Below are 16894 nucleotides of genomic sequence, written 5' to 3'. Positions count from 1 at the left end.
GTCAGCTCAGTCAGCCAGGAAGTCGGCGATGGCGGTGCCCAGTTCGCGGCGCGCCACCGCGCTCATGTGGTTGCCCGGGATCTCCGTGAAGCGGGCGTGGGGCAGGGCGGTCGCCAGTTCCTTGCCCGAGCCGTTGTCGTGGTCGTCGGCGCCGGTCACCACCAGGGTGGGCGTGGTGAGGGTGGCCAGCGCGTCGGCGTCGGTGTTCACGAAGGTGTCCAGGACGCGCAGCAGCGCCACAGGGTCGCCGCCGGTGGTCTTCAGGAACGCCTCGGCGCGCCATTGGGGGGTGCCGCGCTCGAAGGTGCCGAGGTTGGTCAGCACGTTGCGGAAGTGGTCGCCGCGTCCGTCGGCGTCGGTGATCCCGGCCAGGCCCATCCCGGCGAGGACGGCGCGGCGCGGGGTGGCGCCGCGCGTCAGCATCCGGACCGTGGTGCGCGCGCCGAGCGAGTAGCCGCCCAGGTCGTAGTCGGTGAGGCCGAGGTGGTCCAGCAGGGCGAGGCCGTCGTCGGCCAGGACGTCGGGCGGGTAGGCGGCCGGGTCGTGGGGCGCGGCGCTGTCGCCGTGGCCGCGCAGGTCCGGCATGAGCACGCGGTGGCCGCGGGCGGCGAGTACGGCGGCGTGCCCATAGCGGACCCAGTTGACGGCAGCGGTCGAGAAGTAGCCGTGGATCAGCACCAGCGGGCGGCCCTCGCCCAGCTCGCGGTAGGCCAGGTCGGCGCCGTCGCGGCCGGGGAAGCGGCGGGCGGGCAGGTCGCTCATGCGGTGGTCTCCTTCTGGGCGTGCACCAGGGCGTCCCCGGCCGGTGATCGGTAGTAGAGCACGGACCGGCCCGCGCGGCGGCGGTGGACCAGGCGCGCGTCGAGCAGGACCTTCAGGTGGCGGCCGACCGAGCCGAGGCCCTGGCCGGTGAGCGCGACGAGCTGGGTGGTGCTCTTGGGCGCGTCCAGCAGGACGAGGACGGCGGCGCGGCCGGGGCCCAGCAGGCGGGCCAGGGCCTCGGGGGTGGCGGCGGGCGGTTCGGCGAGCACGCCCGCGCACGGGTAGACGATCGCGTTGCGGTCGTCGTGCCAGGAGACCCAGCCTCGGCGCGGGGTGACGGGGACCAGCAGGAGGCGGTTCCCGGAGATTTCGCGGGGCGGGTAGGCGCGGGTGTTGACCTGGAGGCGGCCGTCGCCGAGCCAGCGTTTGCCGCGCGGCAGGTCGGCCACGGCCGCGGCCCAGCCGTGCCGGCCGAGCCGGTCGGTGCGGGCGACGATGTCGGCCTCCAGCACGCGGCGGCGGCGCGGCCAGGTCGGTTCCACCAGCTCCGCCCAGAACCAGGTGTAGAGGGTGGCGGCGCGTTCGGGCAGGTCGGGGCGGTCGAGTAGCGGCGGCAGGGGGCCTTTGGCGGACACGGCCAGGTCGGCGCGGGCGGTGTCGGGGGACGCGGCGCGCACCTGTTCCACCTCGGCGGCGAAGTCACGGGGCTCGCCGGTGGGAGTTGGGGTGAGGAAGTCGGCGTTCCAGTCGCCGGTCAGGCCGACGCGGGCGAGCAGCGCGTCGACGGGGTCGGCGGCCGTCCGGGCGCGGAAGGCGGGCATGCCGGCGTCGAGCCAGGCGCGTTCGGCGGGGTGGGCGGCCTGGTCGGTGAGGAACGCCTGGAGGCAGGCGATCGTCTCGGCCAGCGGCGACACCACGAAGCGGCCGCCCGCCAGGGTGTCGGCGTCCATCCGCCACCAGCCCATGTCGTTTCGCCTCCCCGCGAAACATTAACGGACCGGCCGGAAAGCTGTTCAGACTCCCCGCCATGCGCACCTACCGAGAGTTGTTCCGCACGCCCGAGTTCACACCTCTGTTCGCGGCCTGCCTGGCGCAGGTCGCGGCGATGACGGTCAGCGGCCTGGCGCTGGGCACGCTGGTGTTCGCCGCGACGCGGTCGCCGTTGCTGGCGGCGCTCAGCATGTTCGGGGGGTCGTTCGGGCAGGTCGTGGGGGCGGTGACGCTGCTGTCGGCGGCCGACCGGCTCCCGCCGCGCGCGGCGATGGCGGGGCTGGCGCTGGTGACGGCGGCGGGCACGGCCGTGCTGGCGGTTCCCGGGCTGCCGGTGGCGTGGATGTTCGTGGTGCTGCTCGGCATGGGGCTGGTCGGGTCGGTGGGCGGCGGCGTCCGGTACGGGCTGCTCAGCGAGATCCTGCCCGAGGACGGGTACCTGCTGGGCCGGTCGGTGCTGAACATGGCAGCGGGCGGGATGCAGATCGCCGGGTTCGGAATCGGCGGCGTGCTGGTCGCGGTGTTGTCGCCGCGCGGGACGTTGCTGGCGGCGGTGGCGATCGGGCTGCTGGGCGCGGTGGCGGCGTGGTTCGGGTTGTCGGGGCGTCCGGCGCGTGCGCAGGGCCGTCCGTCGGTGGCCGAGACGTGGCGGGGCAACGCGCGGTTGTGGTCGTCGCGGTCGCGCCGGGCCGTCTACCTGGTGTTGTGGGTGCCGAACGGACTGATCGTGGGCTGCGAGGCGTTGTTCGTGCCCTACTCCCCTGGGCGCGCGGGTCTGCTGCTGGCGCTCGCCGCCGTGGGGATGCTGGTGGGGGACGTGGTGACTGGACGGTTCGTCCCGCCCGCGTGGCGTGGGCGGTTGAACGTCCCCATGCTCCTGCTGCTGGCAGCGCCCTATCTGGTGTTCGCGCTGCGGCCTGGTGTGCCGGTGGCGGCGGTGCTGGTGCTGCTGGCGTCGGTCGGGTACGGCGCGAGCCTGCTCGCCCAGGAGAGGCTGATGGCGCTCACTCCCGGCGACATGCACGGGCAGGCGCTCGGCCTGCACAGCGCCGGGATGCTGGCGATGCAGGGCGTCGGCGCGGCGGTCGCCGGGGCGGTGGCACAGCGGACCTCTCCGGCGACGGCGATGGCGGTGATGGCGGCGGTGTCGATCGTGGTGACGCTGGCGCTGGCTCCGCGGCTGGCACCTGAACGGGCCGCCCTTTCTGAGCGCTAGCGGGCCGCGAGAGGGTCGGCGGCTCGCGCGCGGTGCCGTCGCACGGCGTCGCGGTTGGCGCAGCGGTGGGAGCAGTAGCGCCGCCGTCCGGTGCGGGAGGTGTCGGCGAAGATGGTGCGGCACTCGGCGACCGCGCACCGCCGGAGCCGGTGCATGCCGCGTCCGGCGAGGTGGAAGGCGGTGCCGACGGAGATCAGGGCGGACAACACCGCGCCGAACGGCTGCCCGTCGTCGCGGTAGTGGAGGTGCCAGCCGCCGGTGTGGTCGGTGAGGCGGGGGTGTGCGGCGGACGCGGCCAGCATGCGGTTGACGAGCTCGGCGCGTTCTTGCTCGTCGTCGGCGTCGACGACCTTCTCCCAGGCGTCCAGCACGGCTTGGACGCGGTCGAGGTCCTGCGGCGTGACGGGGCCCTCGGGTTCCAGCCCGGCCGCACGGCACCGTCGGGCAAGTTCGTCTGCCGACGTCGGACGCAGGTTGGCCAGGTCGGCGGCCAGATCGACGACCTCGGCGCCGTAAGGGTTGAGCTGCACAAGCTCATTACAGCAGGCTGTCGACATGAACACCGACGTGCGGCCGGCGACCGAGGACGACATCGCCGAACTGGTGCGCCTGCGGGCACTGCTGTTCGCGACGATGGGCGAGGACTTCCTGGCTCCGCCGCCAGGGAACGACGGCTGGCGGGACGCGCTGGCCACCGTCCTGAAGGAGAAGCTGACGGCGGCGGACACGCGGATCCTGGTGGTGGAGTCCGGCGACGGCCTGGCGGCCTGCGGCTACGGGACGATCGAGCAGTGGTTCCCGGGCCCGCACTCGCACAACGGCCGCGTGGGCCACGTGATCGGCGTGGTGACGGACCCGGCCCACCGCCGCCGGGGCCACAGCCGAGCGATCATGGCGGACCTGCTTGCCTGGTTCCGCGACCGGGAGGTGGCCCGGGTGGACCTGACCGCCTCGCCGGACGGGGAGCCGCTGTACCGCGCGCTGGGCTTCACCGACCACCCGGACCCGGGGCTGTACTGGCGCCCGTGAGGCTTTACCGAACGGTCGACCAACGGCGGCGCGGGCCGATGTAGCGTTTCCCCGATTCCAAGCAAGACGTACCGATCCGTCCCGCAATGGAACGGATCTGGGGAGGGGTGTGCCATGAGCCTGATCGACCTGCTGAAGACCGCGACCGACCTGCCCGCCGCATGGTCGTCACGCGAGCTGGCCCGGGTGGGGACGGCCTGCGTGAAGGTGCTGCGGATGGACGAACTGCCGCTGGCGGAGGAGGCGCACCCCACGACGGAGGCGCTGATCGTGCTCGACGGAAGGCTGGAGCTGGTGGTGGAGGGCACGGAGGTGCCGGTGGGACCGGGTGAGATGTACGTGCTGCCGGCGGGCACGAAGCACGCCGTGTCCGCCGGCAGCGGCGGCACTCTGATGATCGTGGAAGTCCCGGAGGAGTAGGTCTCAGTCGAACAGCTCGGCGACCGACTCGACCGAGACCGCACGGGCGAGCCAGACTTCGAGCTGCTCCAGGTCAGTGCACGAGGCGATCCGCTCCCGCTCCTCGGGCGAGGCTTCCAGCCCGCGGGACGACAGCACCAGAAACAGCGCCTTGGCCTCTCCCTTGGCTTCCCCCCGGCCGAAGTGCTCGCGTGCGAAGGGGCTGTAGACGGGCCACTCTGTGGAGTTCATCGCGTCCTCCAGGTTGCGGTGGACCGAGCGTGACCACCACGTCGGGTTGGAAGTCCTTCGAGGGACGGTCGTTGAAGTCGTTGGCCTCCAGGTTCACCCGTGCGTTGTCGGGGAGCGGCACGCCTTCAGGTCGCGCAGGATCTCGACGGCCAGTTCGGGGTTCTCCTTGAACAGCCGGACGAGGAAGTCGTGGCGGGGGCTTGGCATGTGCGGGACGCTATCGAACAGACGCTCTCTGTGACTGCTTATCACGAAAGAAGAGCCGAAAACTCTGCGCCGTGGATGGATTCATGGCTGCGGATTGTCACGTGAATGACGATTTGGGGGACAAGGCGCCAAGACCCCAATGCCCACCGCAAGACGCCGTGAATTCGCCCGGGAACGTGGCCGACAGTGGACGGGACGGTCCCGCGAAGCCCCCGCGGGCAGGCGAAATGCTCACACAAGAGCCTCTTGATCCGGAGGCCGGGAGCTGTAAATATAAGCCGAATCTCCGCTAATCCCCTTTAGTGGCGATTTCGGCACCCGCCGTGACCCCGCCCCGCCCCCTCCCGTCCCTACTCGCGGATCGGCGTCCATGCAGACCACCACCCATCTCAACGAGGGCATCGCCCGGCGCTACTACGAACTGGTCGACGCCGACCGCGTCGACGATCTCCTCGCCCTGTTCCACGACGACATCGAGTACCAGCGGCAGGGCACCGAGACCATCCGCGGCATCAAGGCCATGCGCCGCTTCTACGAGGGCGAGCGCATCATCGCCGGAGGCGAGCACCGGCTCGACCAGGTGCTGGCCGGGGACGCCTGGGTCGCCGTCCGGGGCCGGTTCGAGGGCGTACTGCGCAGCGGCGAGCAGGTGGCGTTGCGGTTCACCGACTGGCTCCACTTCCGGGACGGCCTGATCGTGCACCGCGAGAGCCTCTTCCCCGGCCGCCAGGTCTGACGTTCCGGGAACGGGCAATCTTCGGCCGGTTTTCGGCGTCTTGAGCACCTCATGCGTCAAAGTGGTGGGTCGTCCACGCTGAGCCGTAGGAGGGGTCGTTGGAGCGCCGGGAGGAGAACGCGGGGGCGGCGGAGCGCTTCGCCGCAGCGCTGCGGGAGTTGTACGAGGCCGCCGGATCTCCGCCCGTCAAGGCGTTGACGCGGCAGGGTGCGGCGCAGAGCCCGCCGCTGAAGATCACGGCCACCTCGTTCAGCGACTGGCTGGCGGGCAAGAGCGTTCCTTCGCAGCCGCGCGTGGTGGAGTTCCTGGCCGCGTTCCTGAACGGACGCGTCATCGATCCCGACTGCCAGCGGCTGTCGAGCACGCAGTGGGAGGCGTTGCGCGCGGCGGCGACTCGGGAACGGCAGGTCCGGCGCGGCGGACGGCCTCGCAGGGCGGCGGAGACGGACGTGGCCGCAGAGGCGCAGCGCCAGGCAGGAAACGACTACTCCGGTTCGTCGCAGATAGTCGTGCAGGTGGGGACCGTGCGCGGTGGCCTGAACGTCAGCGCTCCCCCACCTCCGGTGGAAGACGACGAACGGTTTCCGCCGGAGCTGCTCGGGTTGCTGCGGACGCTCACCCAGGCCACCGAGGATCTCCCCTACCGCCAGCGCGGGCCCGGCCGCACGCGGTTGTCGAGCGTCTACGTGCGGCAGAGCGTCGCCACCCCCTCCTCCGCGCCCGCCTGGGACGAACCCTTCGAACGGTTCGACTCCCGCCGCGAACCGCTCCGGGTCTCCGGCGCGGCCCAGCCGTTCGAGGAGGTGCTCGGCCAGCACGACCATCTGGTCATCGAGGGCGCCGGGGGCCTCGGCAAGACCACCATGGGCTACCACCTGGTCGCCGGGCTGGCCAAAGCCCTGTTGGACGGCGCGCGGGAAGGCTTCGTCCCCCTTCTCCTTCCCGCGCGCGTCCTGGCGGCCCGGCTGAGCCGCACGTGGAAGGACGCTCTCCAGGAAGCCGTCACCGAGGAGTACGGCGCGCTGGGGGACGGCCCGGTGGTCGCCGACTGGTTCACCGGGCCGGTCTGCGGACGCCGATGGTTGGTCGTGGTGGACGCGCTGGACGAGATCCCCGATCCCCACGACCGCGAGGTGCTGCTGAAGGCCCTGGGCGCGCGGATGTTCGATCCCCAAGGCCCGGCCCGGTTCGTGGTCACCACGCGGCCGTTGTCGCCGGGCGAGACGGCCGTCCTGCAAAGTCCGTGGACCGGGTTCTACGAATTGCAGCCGTTCGACGAGCAGAGCTTGGAGACGTTCGCGCTCAACTGGTTCAGCCGCGAAGGCGAAACGGCCGCGCAAGGGTTCCTGGAGCAGGTGCGCACGGCCGGACTCCAAGAGGTGGTCCAGGTCCCGCTGCTGGCCACGGTCGCCGCGCACGTCCACCAGACGCGTCGCGACCGCACGCTGCCGTCCAGCCGGTATGAGCTGTACGAGGAGTACATCGCCCAGTTCGCGCAGGCTCGCACGCCCGCGCATCTAGAGGAACTGAACGCTCACCGCGTGGAGCTGCTCGAACATCTGGGCACCGCCTACACCACCACCGAGACGCCGCTTCTGGACGTCGCGCAGGAATTCCTGACGGGACGCGTCGAACCGCCTGACGACAGCGCGTTGACCGAGTGGCTCAGCCAGACCGGTCTACTACGGCGGCAGGGAACACGGCTGCGGTTCCTGCACCAGACGTTCGCCGAGCATCTCGCCGCCACCGCGCAGGCCCGGACGCTTCCGGCCACTTTCCCGGGCGACCACGTGTCGCCCTGGGACGACATCGTCCGCGACCTGCTCCTGGAGGACGAGGCCGCACAACGGGTCGTCGTGCACTATCTGCACCTGCACGAAGGTGACAGCGGGCTGCTGGACTGGTTACAGAAGGGCAGCCGAAGCCAGCGCAACGAGGCCGCGCGGCTGATCGAGCAGGGCGTTCCCTGCAAGGAGGGACATCTCCGGGCGTATCTCGATCTGGCCGAGAGCAAGGTCCTCATCAATTCCGGCTGGCTGCTGTCCCCCTCCCCGTTGGCGGGGCTGACCCGGCACTCCTTGGTGCGCGACTGGCTGCGCGACCTGCTCGACCGGCACGAGTCCGACGCGCGGACGACGATCGCGATCGTCGAGCTGCTGCGCGGCCACATCGTCATGGCCGGGGAAGACGACGTCGCCGGACGCCTGTATCCGTTGCTGGAGGGCTCCCCCTCCCCCTACATCCGCCGGCTGGCGGCGCGGGAGCTGGCCAGGTTCGGCGGGGAGCATCGTGGGCGCGGCATCGAGGCGCTCCGGCTCATCGCCGACGATCCGGCCATCGAGACGGACGAACGGACCGTCGCGGTGTTCGAGCTGGCCAGACTCGACGGCGGTTACCGCGAGCACGCGGCGGAGACCTTCCAGCAGATCGCCGAGGACGGGACCGCCAGCCAGTGGAACCGCCGGCAGGCCGCCGAGCAACTCGCCAGGCTCGGCGGCGCCCATCGCGACCAGGCCGTCCAGATCCTCCTGCGCATGGCGGCCGACCCCGCGCTCGAACCCGACGTCCAGGCGCACACGCTCGCGGCAGCCGCGCAACTCGCCCCCGAGCACCGCGACCGCGCCGCCGAACACCTGCTGCGGGTCGCCACCGACCCCACCGTCACGAGCTGGACGCGCACGAGCGCAGCCGACACCCTGGCCGAGTTCGGCGGACGGTGGCGGGCGCAGGCCGCCGACGCCCTGCTCGCCGTCGCCACCGATCCGGCCATCGACACGGTCTACCGGCCGGAGGCGGCGGCCTTCCTGGCCAATCTCGGCGTCGAGTACCGCGTGCAGGCCGCCGACGCCCTGCACGATCTCGCCACCGGCCTCAGCAACACGGTCTACATCCGCAACCGGGCCGTGCAGAACCTGGCGAAGCTGGGCGACCGGCACCGCGAGAGCAGTGCGGCGGTCCTGCTCCAGATCGCGACCGATCCCATCATCTCCCTGATGAGCCGCCTCGCGGCCGCAGAGCAGGTCGCCAAGCACGGTGGCGCGCACAAGGAACGTGTCCTGGCCCTCGCCGACGCCCTGCTCGGCGATCCCGCCGCCTCCGCCGGTGATCGTCTCTGGGCCGCGCTGGTCCTGGTGGCGCTGGAGCCGGAGGGCCGCACACCGGCCGTCGAGCTCCTGCATCGCCTGGCGCTCGCCCCCGTGATGCACGGCGAGCAACTGCGGACGGTCGCCATGACCCTGCTCGAATTCGGCCCCTGGCATGTCCGCCGGGCCGTCGGCCTGTTGCAAGCGATCAGCGCTGATCCGCATCCCCGATCCACCACCCGGTACGGCGCGGCCTTGGAACTGGGCGAGCTGGGCGGGGAGCAGCACGCCGAAGCCGTCACCGCTCTTATGGAGTACATCGCGGATCCTGCCGCCGACGCCCAGGAACGTGGCTGGGCCGCCCGGACACTGGTCTACCGCGACAACCGGCGGCGTGCGGACGGCGCACGCGCGCTCCGGCTCGCCGTCGACAACCCGGCCGCCGATACGCGGTCGCGGCGCGAGTTGGCGAACGCCCTGGTCGGCTTCGGCGTCGAACACCAGAGACACGCCGGCACCGTCCTGCTCCACATCGCGACCCATCACTTCCACGCTTGGGAGGAGCGTCGGCTCGCCGCCACGGATCTGTCCCAGCACGGCGGTGAGCACCGGGAACCGGCCGTCGCCGCGTTGCTGGACCTCGCGACCGCTCTGGACGCTCCCTCCGGCCGGCGCCTTGACGCGGCGACAGAACTGATCGGGCTCGGTGGCGATCACGGTCGCCGCGCCGCCCAAGCCTTGGAGAGGCTCGCCGCCGATCCCGCTGCCGAACCTGAAGACCAGGCCCGCGCCCTCGCCCGTCTGGCGAAACTCGACGCCGCGCAACGCGACGACGCGGCCGAGGCGCTGGCCCGGGTCGCCGCCGATCCGGCCGTGTGCTCGGCAGGTCGTATCTCCGCTGCGGAAGAACTGCCCCAGCTAGGGAGGGAACATCATCCGGAAGCGGTTCGTGCGCTGCTGGACATCGCCGCAGAGCCCGCCGTCGAGACGACCGAACGAATCCGGGCCGCGGAGCGGGTGGCCAGGTTCGGTGCCGACGTCCGCGCCACAGCCGTCCAGGTGCTTTCGGCCATCGTCCATGACCCTGCCGTTCCCGGGGACGATCGGTGCAAGGCGGCGCAGTTGCTGGTCCGGTTGGACGCACGGGCGCTGCCCGAGGTGATCGGTGCCCTCGACCGGCTCGCCTCCGGTCCCGGCGGCGATCCGATCGTCCGCCGCGAGGCCGCCTGGACCATGGTGGCCTGGGGCGAAGGGGCGCGCACCGTCACGGCGCGGGCTCTCGGGAGACTGGCCGGGGACGCCTCGATCGAAAGCTGGGAGCGTGTCCGGGCGACCGACCTCATGATGTCGCTGAGCCCCCAGACCCGCACGGAAGCCGCCCGGTTGCTGAAACGGCTCTGCGCCGATCCCGGCACCGGACGCCTCGCGCGGGCGCTGGCGGCCATGCTGCTCTCCGGCTTCGAGGAGTCGCACCACTACACGGCGATCGAGCAGCTGTCCGAGATCGCGAAAGACTCCGCGTGGGACGGATGGGAGCGGCAGCGCGCGGCCATGTTGCTGGCGCGGCTGCACTGGCACCACTTCGATCGCGCGGCGGGCCTGCTGGCTGGGATGGCGGGCGACGCGGCCCTGCGCGGGTGGGATCGTCGGCTGGCCGCCGAGTGGCTGGCCCGGTTCGGCACGGCGCACCGGCGGCACGCGGTCGAGCTGCTGGCGGCGCTGACCGAGGACGTCACCGCCGACCCTTGGGAACGTTGCGAAGCCGCGTTTTCCCTGGCCAGACTGTCGCCTTCCCATCACCCGGATGCGGTCGCCCTGCTGCATGAGATCGCCATGGCCGATGCGCTCGACACCGCTCAACGTGAGGTCGCGGCATGGCTGCTGGGCAGGATCGGCTATGAAGAGCCCGCCAAGGCGGCCGAAGCACTGACGCGGATCGCCGCCGATCCGCAGGCACGCCCTCAGGAACGCCGCCATGCCGCCTATGGCTTGACCACTCTCGGAGCCGCGCACCGAGAAACGGGGATGCGACTGCTCGCCCAACTGGCCGAGGACACTACGGCCACACCCCTGGATCGGGCATTGGCAGTCTGCACGCAGGCTCTCGCCGACAACCGGCACCGACCCGATGCCGTCCAGGCACTGGCGCGACTGGCCACCGACGCGTCCATGGACACCGTCCAGCGCCGCCGCGCCGCCGAACTGCTGTCCCTTCAGGACGGCGGTCACCGGGCGGAAGCGTTGCAAGTTCTGGCGGAGCTGACAGCACGGACCGACGTCGCCCCCTTCGAACGGGCGCTGGCGCTGGCCGCGCAGGCACGATTCGTCCCCCCGCTCCGGCGTTCCGCACGCACCACGCTGGACGGCCTCACCGACCTCACCCCCGAGCAACACCGCAACGTGCTGACCCACCTGGCCCACCTCGGCGAGCACCCCAGGCAGAAGGCGGTCCTAGCGCTCCGCCGCCTGATCGTCGACGGCGAGTCCCCCTCGGACCGGCTCGCGGCGGCCACCAACCTCGGCGCGCTCCTCGACACCGACGTACCGGTCACCGGCACAGACCTCTGGGAAGAGCTGTGAGAACGGCGAATTGACCGGGTCTTGACGGCGGACAGGGCGCTGGGACGGCCCCGGCGGGGAACGTCAACCCGGAGTAGCCACGCACTACACCGGAGAGCGGTCACCCATGAGCGACGACCAGGGGCACGCCCCCGAGCCGAGCGACTACGAGATGCGGCTCTGGAGCCGGGAGGAGCGGGTCCTGCGCTTCCCCGCCGACCGGTCGGTCGGGGAGCTCCAGATCCACGCGGTCGGGGACGACGAGCCCGTGTCGGTGACCGAGGCCCAGGGTGAGGTCACGGTTCCCGCCGGGCACATGGTGTCGCTGGAGTGCGCCGACGAGGAGGCCGCCGGGGATCTGGCGTTCCTGGACGACTTGCCGGACGACGCGTTCGCCGGGTTCGCGGCCATGGGCGTCAACGGGGCGGGCCTGCGCCGGTTGGGCCGGCAGAAGGACCTCTTCCAGGTCATCCTGGAGGAGCCGCAGGCCGGGGACGAGGACCTCGCCGTGCTCGGGCAGCTCCCGGACCTGGAGATCCTGGCGCTGGACGACGAGGGCAGCACGGGGGCCTGGCTCGCCGAGCTGGCGGCCACGTCGCTGATGTTGCTGGAGCTGCACCGCACCGAGACCGGGGCCGCCGCGCTGCACGGCATCGGGAAGATCGGCACCCTCTACAACCTGAAGATCGTCACCGGCCTGCTGGAGACCGGCCGCCTGCACGAGCTGGGGTCGCTGCCGGACCTGGAGGCGATGACCCTGTGGGCCGACACGCCGATCGCGGCCGAGCAGCTCTCGTTCGCGGCGACGATGCCGGAGCTGAAGGTCCTGGACCTGAAGCGGCAGGACGGCGCGGACGCGCTGAGCGGCGCGGACCGGCTGGCGCTGTTGAAGACGCTGCCGGACGTGGACGTCAACGGGCTCTGGTACCCGGCCGAGAAGCTGAACGGGATGACGGCCGCCGACCTGGAGGACCGGGAGGCGAGCGGCGTGCGGGTCATCGACGACGAGGGGGCGTTCAACCGGGTGCTGGTGGAGAGCCGGTTCGTGCTGGCCTACTTCACCGCGGCGTGGTGCGGCCCGTGCAAGCAGTTCGGCCCCCTGATCGACCGGTTCGCCGACGACTACGCCGACCGCCTGTCGGTCGCCAAGATCGACATCGACGTGGCCCCGGAACTGGCCGACCGCTTCCAGATCCAGGGCGTGCCGACGGTGTTCCTGCTGGAGCAGGGCGAGATCGTGGGCTCGCAGACGGGCGCCATGCCCCGCAGGGACCTGGTGGAGTTCGTGGAACCCCTGCTGGGAACAGGGCACGCCGGGGAGTAGCGGGTTCTAGCGGTTCCGCAGCAACGGGCGCAGGTGCTCGTAGGCCCAGGCGGCGAGGGTGGTCGGGGTCGTGCTGAGCAGGTCACGAGGGGGCTGGGGAGTGCGCCCGCGCCCTCCAGCGATCATGCCGACGATGCCCTCGATGGCGTCATCGGGCAGCCCGGCCTCACGCATCCCGGCGCGGACCTCGTCGTCGCTGACGGTCTGGAGCCTGATGGGACGGTCCAGGACATCCGTGAGGATCTCCGCAACCCGGGCGAAGGTGAGATTCTCGGGGCCGTAGACACCTTGCACGTGCTGCCCGGCCCAGTCGTCGTTCAACAGGCGGGCGGCCACGACTTCGGCGATGTCGCGGGGATCGACCCAGGCCATGACCTGGTGGGGGTCGGCGGAGGTGGCGAGCACACCGTCGGCGAGCGAGTCGACTTCGGATAGCAGGTTGGTGAAGAAGTAGCCGCAGCGCAGGTGGGTGACGTCGACCCCGGTGGAGTTCAGCCCTTCTTCGATCTGGCCGAGCGCGTCGATATGCCCGACACCGTGCCGCAGCTCGGCCCCGACGCTGCTGAGGAACACGACGCGCTCGACGTCACCGCGCTGCGCGGCGTCGAACAGGGGCGCGGCCGTGCGCAGCGAGGTCTCGATGGGGTCGGCGGAGGTGTGCGGGGTGGGGTCGGCCCAGAAGACGGTCCGCGCACCCTTAAGACCCGCGCGGACGTACTCGGGATCGGTGAGATCACCGGTCACCGCGTCCACGAGAGGCTGCGTCCCCTCCTCAAGACGGGCGGGGTCGCGGAGCAGCAGGCGCGGCCGGACACCGGCTTGCAAAAGCAGTCGGACTACGCGACTGCCGACGTGGCCGGTCGGGGTCGTGACGACGATGGTCATGAGGTGCCCTCCTCGTTTCCTCGTTCCCTTGCACTGGAACGGTAGAAACGCATCAGGTCAGATCATGACCTGATGGACTCAGGGCAGGTCACACTTCTGCGACTTGATCTGCTTGGCGAGCCCTTGCCAGGCGAGGGAAGTCAGAGCCAACGTAGGCCCCTGCGGATCTTTCGAGTCCCTGACCGCGACAGTGGGAGCCAGGCACGCCACCTCGACACACTGACCGCCTGCCTTGTCGCTGTGGCTGCTGCGCCGCCACCGGAGAGTCTGCGGGTTGCGACTGGTCAAAGTTCCTCCTGGACCTCTCGAAGCAGGTCGAGCGAAGCACCGACGGGCAATGCGGCGCTCCTGATGAAGTCGAACCGCCGCTTGCACCTGCGCGTCACTTCCGGATTGCTCAGCAGCATCCCTATCTTGCCAAGCCCCAAAGTTCCGACATCACAGGGCTCAAAGTAGGCGAATTCCTCTCCGCCGTCGAGACAGAGCACCGTCAAGGCGCTGCCGAGGCCACCATAAGCTCCTGCGTCGCGAGGGATGATCTGCAAATTGATGTTGGGAAGCTGCGCCGTCTCCGCAAGCCGCGATAGCTGGTTCGACGTGATCTCGCGGCTTCCGATCACGCGCCGGATGGCGTACTCGTCGAAGACCACATCCATGCGGGGCGGGAACTTACGCGCGAGTATCTCCTGCCGCCCCAACCTCCTGGCGACAAGCGCCTGGATCTCATCTTCCCTGCGCCCCCGCGCCATCATGGCGTACGCGTATTCGGGCGTCTGGAAGAGGCCGGTGATGACCGAATTCTCGAAGGTGTAGTGCATCGACGCCTTTGCTTCCACGACCATGAACTCGTCGAAACCGGCGACAGGAGGAGCGGCATCGTCCGCATCGCCGATGTCTCCCCAGAGGCGCAGGAAGAGCCCGTTGGTCTTGAAGAAGGTGTCGAGGTCCTCGGCGAACTTGCGGGAGGGGATGTTCTTCCGCCGCTCCACCTGGCCGATGTACTGGGGCGTGTAACCGAGCAGCCCAGCCAACTCGATCTTGGACAGCCCGGCATGGGCGCGCCAGGCGGTGAGCTCCCTGGCGAACGTCTTGATCGCGTGCGTCTCGTACGGCTCTCGCCGCGCTGGCATCAAGTGCCTCCCGGGAGACGAAACCCATGGCCGGGTTTGGTGGATCGAGAGCCGGGTTTCCCGCTCTCCAACTCACCCGTCACAGGTTACGAAGGGTTCGTAGCCAAGAGTAATTCACCGGGTCATTCTGGCCAGGCCATTCCTCCGAAGCTCCCCAACCGAGGCCAGCGATGAACACCCCTATACGTGGGCACGATCAGCAGCTTGCCCGCCTTCGTACCGAATTCACGGGTCACCGGATCTGGCGTGCGATCCGGTGGGACGGCCGACTCGGCGATTGGGTCGCCTCTCTCCACGATCCCGAGGCCGGCGTGGACCCCACCGTCATCCGCAGCAGCCCCGAAGCCCTGCGGGAAGCGCTCGTCCACGAGCGCGAGCGCGCCGCCATGAAGAAGATCCGAGGACTCCGGTGACGGCCTGGGAAGGGCGCCGAAAGCCGTCACCGGAACGGGCCGCGTCCCAATCCCCTGGGACGCGGCCCGGCAGGGGGAGGAGGATGCGGGCGATGAGCGTCCCCCCGGGCGCACCGCCCGCGTCTTCCCTCCCTCACGGCTTCCGCGCACGACGAAAGCTCAAGCGACTCCAGCGCGAGCTGAACCGGGCCGGGTGGGCGACCGAACTCCGCGACGAAGGCACCTTCCCCATGCTGCGCGTGCGCTCCCCGGCCGTGGAGTGCATTGGGGACAGCATTCGGGTCACGCGCGGGCCGCACGGCTGGCACTACTGGTCCAGCACCGGCGAACTCCTGGCCTCGTGCCGCCGCCCTGACCTGGCAGCCGAGCGGGCCGCCGCCCTCCTCACCCCCTGGATCGCAACGGCCCTCACCCCTCGCGGTGACGAGCCAGTGTGACGCCCGTCCCTGTTCCCGGCCTCAGTATCCCCGCCTGCGGCCGGGAACAGCCACTTCACCAACTCTTCCTATTGGGTACGCCTGCACAAGGGAGCATTCTGCTTGTGGATCAGGTGTATGTATCTCCCTCGAAGCACGGCGGCCGTCAAGGCACCCTGGAGAGGAGAGGCATGGCCGTTCCCGATCTGCCCGCTCTTCTCGGTTACCTGCGTGCGGCCGGGTGGGCGTTGGAGGACGACGACGGGCGCACCACCCAATGGCGTCCGGTCCGCCCGGACGGCGCACCGGACGTCCACGTCGTGCTCCCGGCCGGACCGGATGTGCTCGACTACGCCGATCGCGCCCATGAAGCACTGCGAACGATCGCCTACGTCGAACGCCGTCTCCCAGCCGAGATCGTCAAGGACATCCAGGTCGGAGGTGCCGACAATCTGGCGGTGCGCCTGACTCCGGACGTTCCGCCGGGAGAGGCCCCCCTGGTCCTGGCCCATTCCGCGATAAGCGCGCTTCGCAACTACGTGACCGCGTCAGCGGCGGCGGCCCTGGGAGCCGACGACCTGGTCCTGAAACCGAGAAGACCCCAGCGCGCCGAGGCCTACGCCGAGCAGACCCGGATCTCCACGCAACGCGGAAGCTTCGTCCTGTCCCTCGCCCTGCCTCTTGACGATGGCTTCGTTGAAGCGCAGACCGAAGACGATGGTGGGCAACTGCCCTTCATCCAGGTCGTCGCCGAGCCGTTCGGCAGGAAGGTCACGGCCCGGATGCTGACCGTCGCGCATAGGGCGCGGGACCTCGCTCAGCAGGTCAGCGACGGCACCCAACCGCTGAGCTCCTTCGGCAAGCCCGGCCCGCACGTTCCGAACGCCACCGAACTAGCGGCCTTGGGCGCTCTCGGCGGACCGGACCACGATCTCTACCAAATGCGCTTTGCATTGTCCCCGCTGGCCGGAGCCACACAACGACCAGAGCAGTTGGTCATCACACCCGGCCAGCAGCGCATCCTGGGGGAGGCTGCGGATTTCCTGCGCACCAAGCAGTCTCGGATCGGGGTGACCGTCACCGGGCTGGTGGTCCGGCTCTTCCGCGAATCCAAGCTGGGGCCCGGCGAGGTCGTCATCCAAGGCGTAGGTGACGACACGGGAATCGACCGCCGATACCGGGTGGAACTGACCGAGTCGGATTACGCCGACGCGTTGCGCGCCCATCGGTTCGGACTTCAGGTAACCGCGTCCGGAGATCTCGACGTGCGAGGAACACGACGCGCGCTACGCAGGTTGACGTCCTTCTCGGTGCTCCCAGGGCTTGAAGACGACTGAACACCCCGTGCAAGGTCCTATGCCAAGTGGATGAAGCCCCGCGCCCAGCGGGGAATACGGGGGCGGAGCCCCCGCTAGGGGCTGCGGGGGACGGAGTCCCAGCGGCATTTCATAAGTAGGGCAGGCGCTCCGCGCCTTCCGCTTTGCAGTTGGGGG

16 protein-coding genes are annotated in these 16894 nt (G+C 70.4%); 9 read left to right on the top strand and 7 right to left on the bottom strand.

The window, feature by feature from the left end; genetic code table 11:
- Positions 1–6 precede the first annotated feature (6 nt).
- On the bottom strand, positions 7–762 hold the full coding sequence (locus AH6_RS41040) for an alpha/beta fold hydrolase (RefSeq protein WP_067491703.1): 756 nt from the start codon (positions 760–762) through the stop codon (positions 7–9).
- Positions 759–1727, bottom strand: coding sequence for an ArsR/SmtB family transcription factor (locus tag AH6_RS41035; RefSeq protein ID WP_067491701.1), 969 nt, complete (start codon positions 1725–1727; stop codon positions 759–761). The genes AH6_RS41040 and AH6_RS41035 overlap by 4 nt, the downstream gene beginning before the upstream one ends.
- Positions 1728–1789: 62 nt before the next feature.
- Between AH6_RS41035 and AH6_RS41030 the strand changes: the two genes are divergently transcribed.
- Complete coding sequence (locus AH6_RS41030; RefSeq protein ID WP_067491699.1) at positions 1790–2968, top strand: MFS transporter; 1179 nt, start codon at positions 1790–1792, stop codon at positions 2966–2968.
- On the opposite strand, the gene AH6_RS41025 is transcribed toward AH6_RS41030, so the two are convergent.
- Complete coding sequence (locus AH6_RS41025; protein WP_067491697.1) at positions 2965–3498, bottom strand: CGNR zinc finger domain-containing protein; 534 nt, start codon at positions 3496–3498, stop codon at positions 2965–2967. The genes AH6_RS41030 and AH6_RS41025 overlap by 4 nt on opposite strands.
- 25 nt (positions 3499–3523) lie before the next feature.
- Here AH6_RS41025 and AH6_RS41020 point away from each other — a divergent pair, with 25 nt between their 5' ends.
- Positions 3524–3997: a GNAT family N-acetyltransferase gene (locus AH6_RS41020; RefSeq protein WP_067491695.1), complete on the top strand. Its 474-nt coding sequence runs from the start codon at positions 3524–3526 to the stop codon at positions 3995–3997.
- 114 nt (positions 3998–4111) lie between these two features.
- Positions 4112–4417, top strand: coding sequence for a cupin domain-containing protein (locus tag AH6_RS41015; protein ID WP_067491693.1), 306 nt, complete (start codon positions 4112–4114; stop codon positions 4415–4417).
- Positions 4418–4420: 3 nt separating this feature from the next.
- On the opposite strand, the gene AH6_RS41010 is transcribed toward AH6_RS41015, so the two are convergent.
- Entirely contained in the window at positions 4421–4648 is a 228-nt protein-coding gene (locus AH6_RS41010) for a hypothetical protein (protein ID WP_067491691.1), read from the bottom strand.
- 577 nt (positions 4649–5225) lie between these two features.
- Between AH6_RS41010 and AH6_RS41005 the strand changes: the two genes are divergently transcribed.
- The 3 genes from AH6_RS41005 (at position 5226) to AH6_RS43230 (ending at position 12557) form a co-directional block, all read left to right on the top strand.
- A complete protein-coding gene (locus AH6_RS41005) occupies positions 5226–5591 on the top strand; it encodes a nuclear transport factor 2 family protein (protein WP_067491689.1) in 366 nt (121 codons plus the stop codon).
- Between the two features lie 98 nt (positions 5592–5689).
- Positions 5690–11254 (top strand): NACHT domain-containing protein, encoded by a 5565-nt coding sequence (locus tag AH6_RS41000; protein ID WP_067491687.1) that lies wholly within the window; start codon positions 5690–5692, stop codon positions 11252–11254.
- A gap of 106 nt (positions 11255–11360) precedes the next feature.
- Entirely contained in the window at positions 11361–12557 is a 1197-nt protein-coding gene (locus AH6_RS43230) for a thioredoxin family protein (protein WP_083983952.1), read from the top strand.
- Positions 12558–12563: 6 nt separating this feature from the next.
- Here AH6_RS43230 and AH6_RS40990 read toward each other — a convergent pair whose 3' ends face one another.
- The 3 genes from AH6_RS40990 to AH6_RS40985 all read right to left on the bottom strand — a co-directional run bounded on the left by AH6_RS40990 (position 12564) and on the right by AH6_RS40985 (position 14572).
- Positions 12564–13442, bottom strand: coding sequence for an NmrA family NAD(P)-binding protein (locus AH6_RS40990; RefSeq protein ID WP_067491685.1), 879 nt, complete (start codon positions 13440–13442; stop codon positions 12564–12566).
- A 78-nt stretch (positions 13443–13520) separates the two neighbouring features.
- Positions 13521–13817 (bottom strand): DUF397 domain-containing protein, encoded by a 297-nt coding sequence (locus tag AH6_RS43225; protein WP_307190413.1) that lies wholly within the window; start codon positions 13815–13817, stop codon positions 13521–13523.
- Positions 13727–14572, bottom strand: coding sequence for a helix-turn-helix domain-containing protein (locus tag AH6_RS40985; RefSeq protein ID WP_067491683.1), 846 nt, complete (start codon positions 14570–14572; stop codon positions 13727–13729). The genes AH6_RS43225 and AH6_RS40985 overlap by 91 nt, the downstream gene beginning before the upstream one ends.
- A gap of 170 nt (positions 14573–14742) precedes the next feature.
- On the opposite strand from AH6_RS40985, the gene AH6_RS40980 reads away from it, so the two are divergent.
- From AH6_RS40980 to AH6_RS40970, 3 genes are all read left to right on the top strand, one after another.
- Positions 14743–14985: a hypothetical protein gene (locus AH6_RS40980; RefSeq protein ID WP_067491681.1), complete on the top strand. Its 243-nt coding sequence runs from the start codon at positions 14743–14745 to the stop codon at positions 14983–14985.
- A 92-nt stretch (positions 14986–15077) separates the two neighbouring features.
- Positions 15078–15422, top strand: a complete 345-nt coding sequence (locus AH6_RS40975) for a hypothetical protein (RefSeq protein WP_157432037.1) — start codon at positions 15078–15080, stop codon at positions 15420–15422.
- 170 nt (positions 15423–15592) lie between these two features.
- The gene (locus tag AH6_RS40970; RefSeq protein ID WP_067491677.1) at positions 15593–16738 is read left to right on the top strand and encodes a hypothetical protein; all 1146 of its coding nucleotides are present in this window, start codon (positions 15593–15595) and stop codon (positions 16736–16738) included.
- Positions 16739–16894: the final 156 nt, after the last annotated feature.

The sequence above is a fragment of the Actinomadura hibisca NBRC 15177 genome, from assembly GCF_001552635.1.
Classification (GTDB): Bacteria; Actinomycetota; Actinomycetes; order Streptosporangiales; family Streptosporangiaceae; genus Spirillospora; species Spirillospora hibisca.
This window is presented reverse-complemented; position numbering and strand designations above follow the sequence as displayed.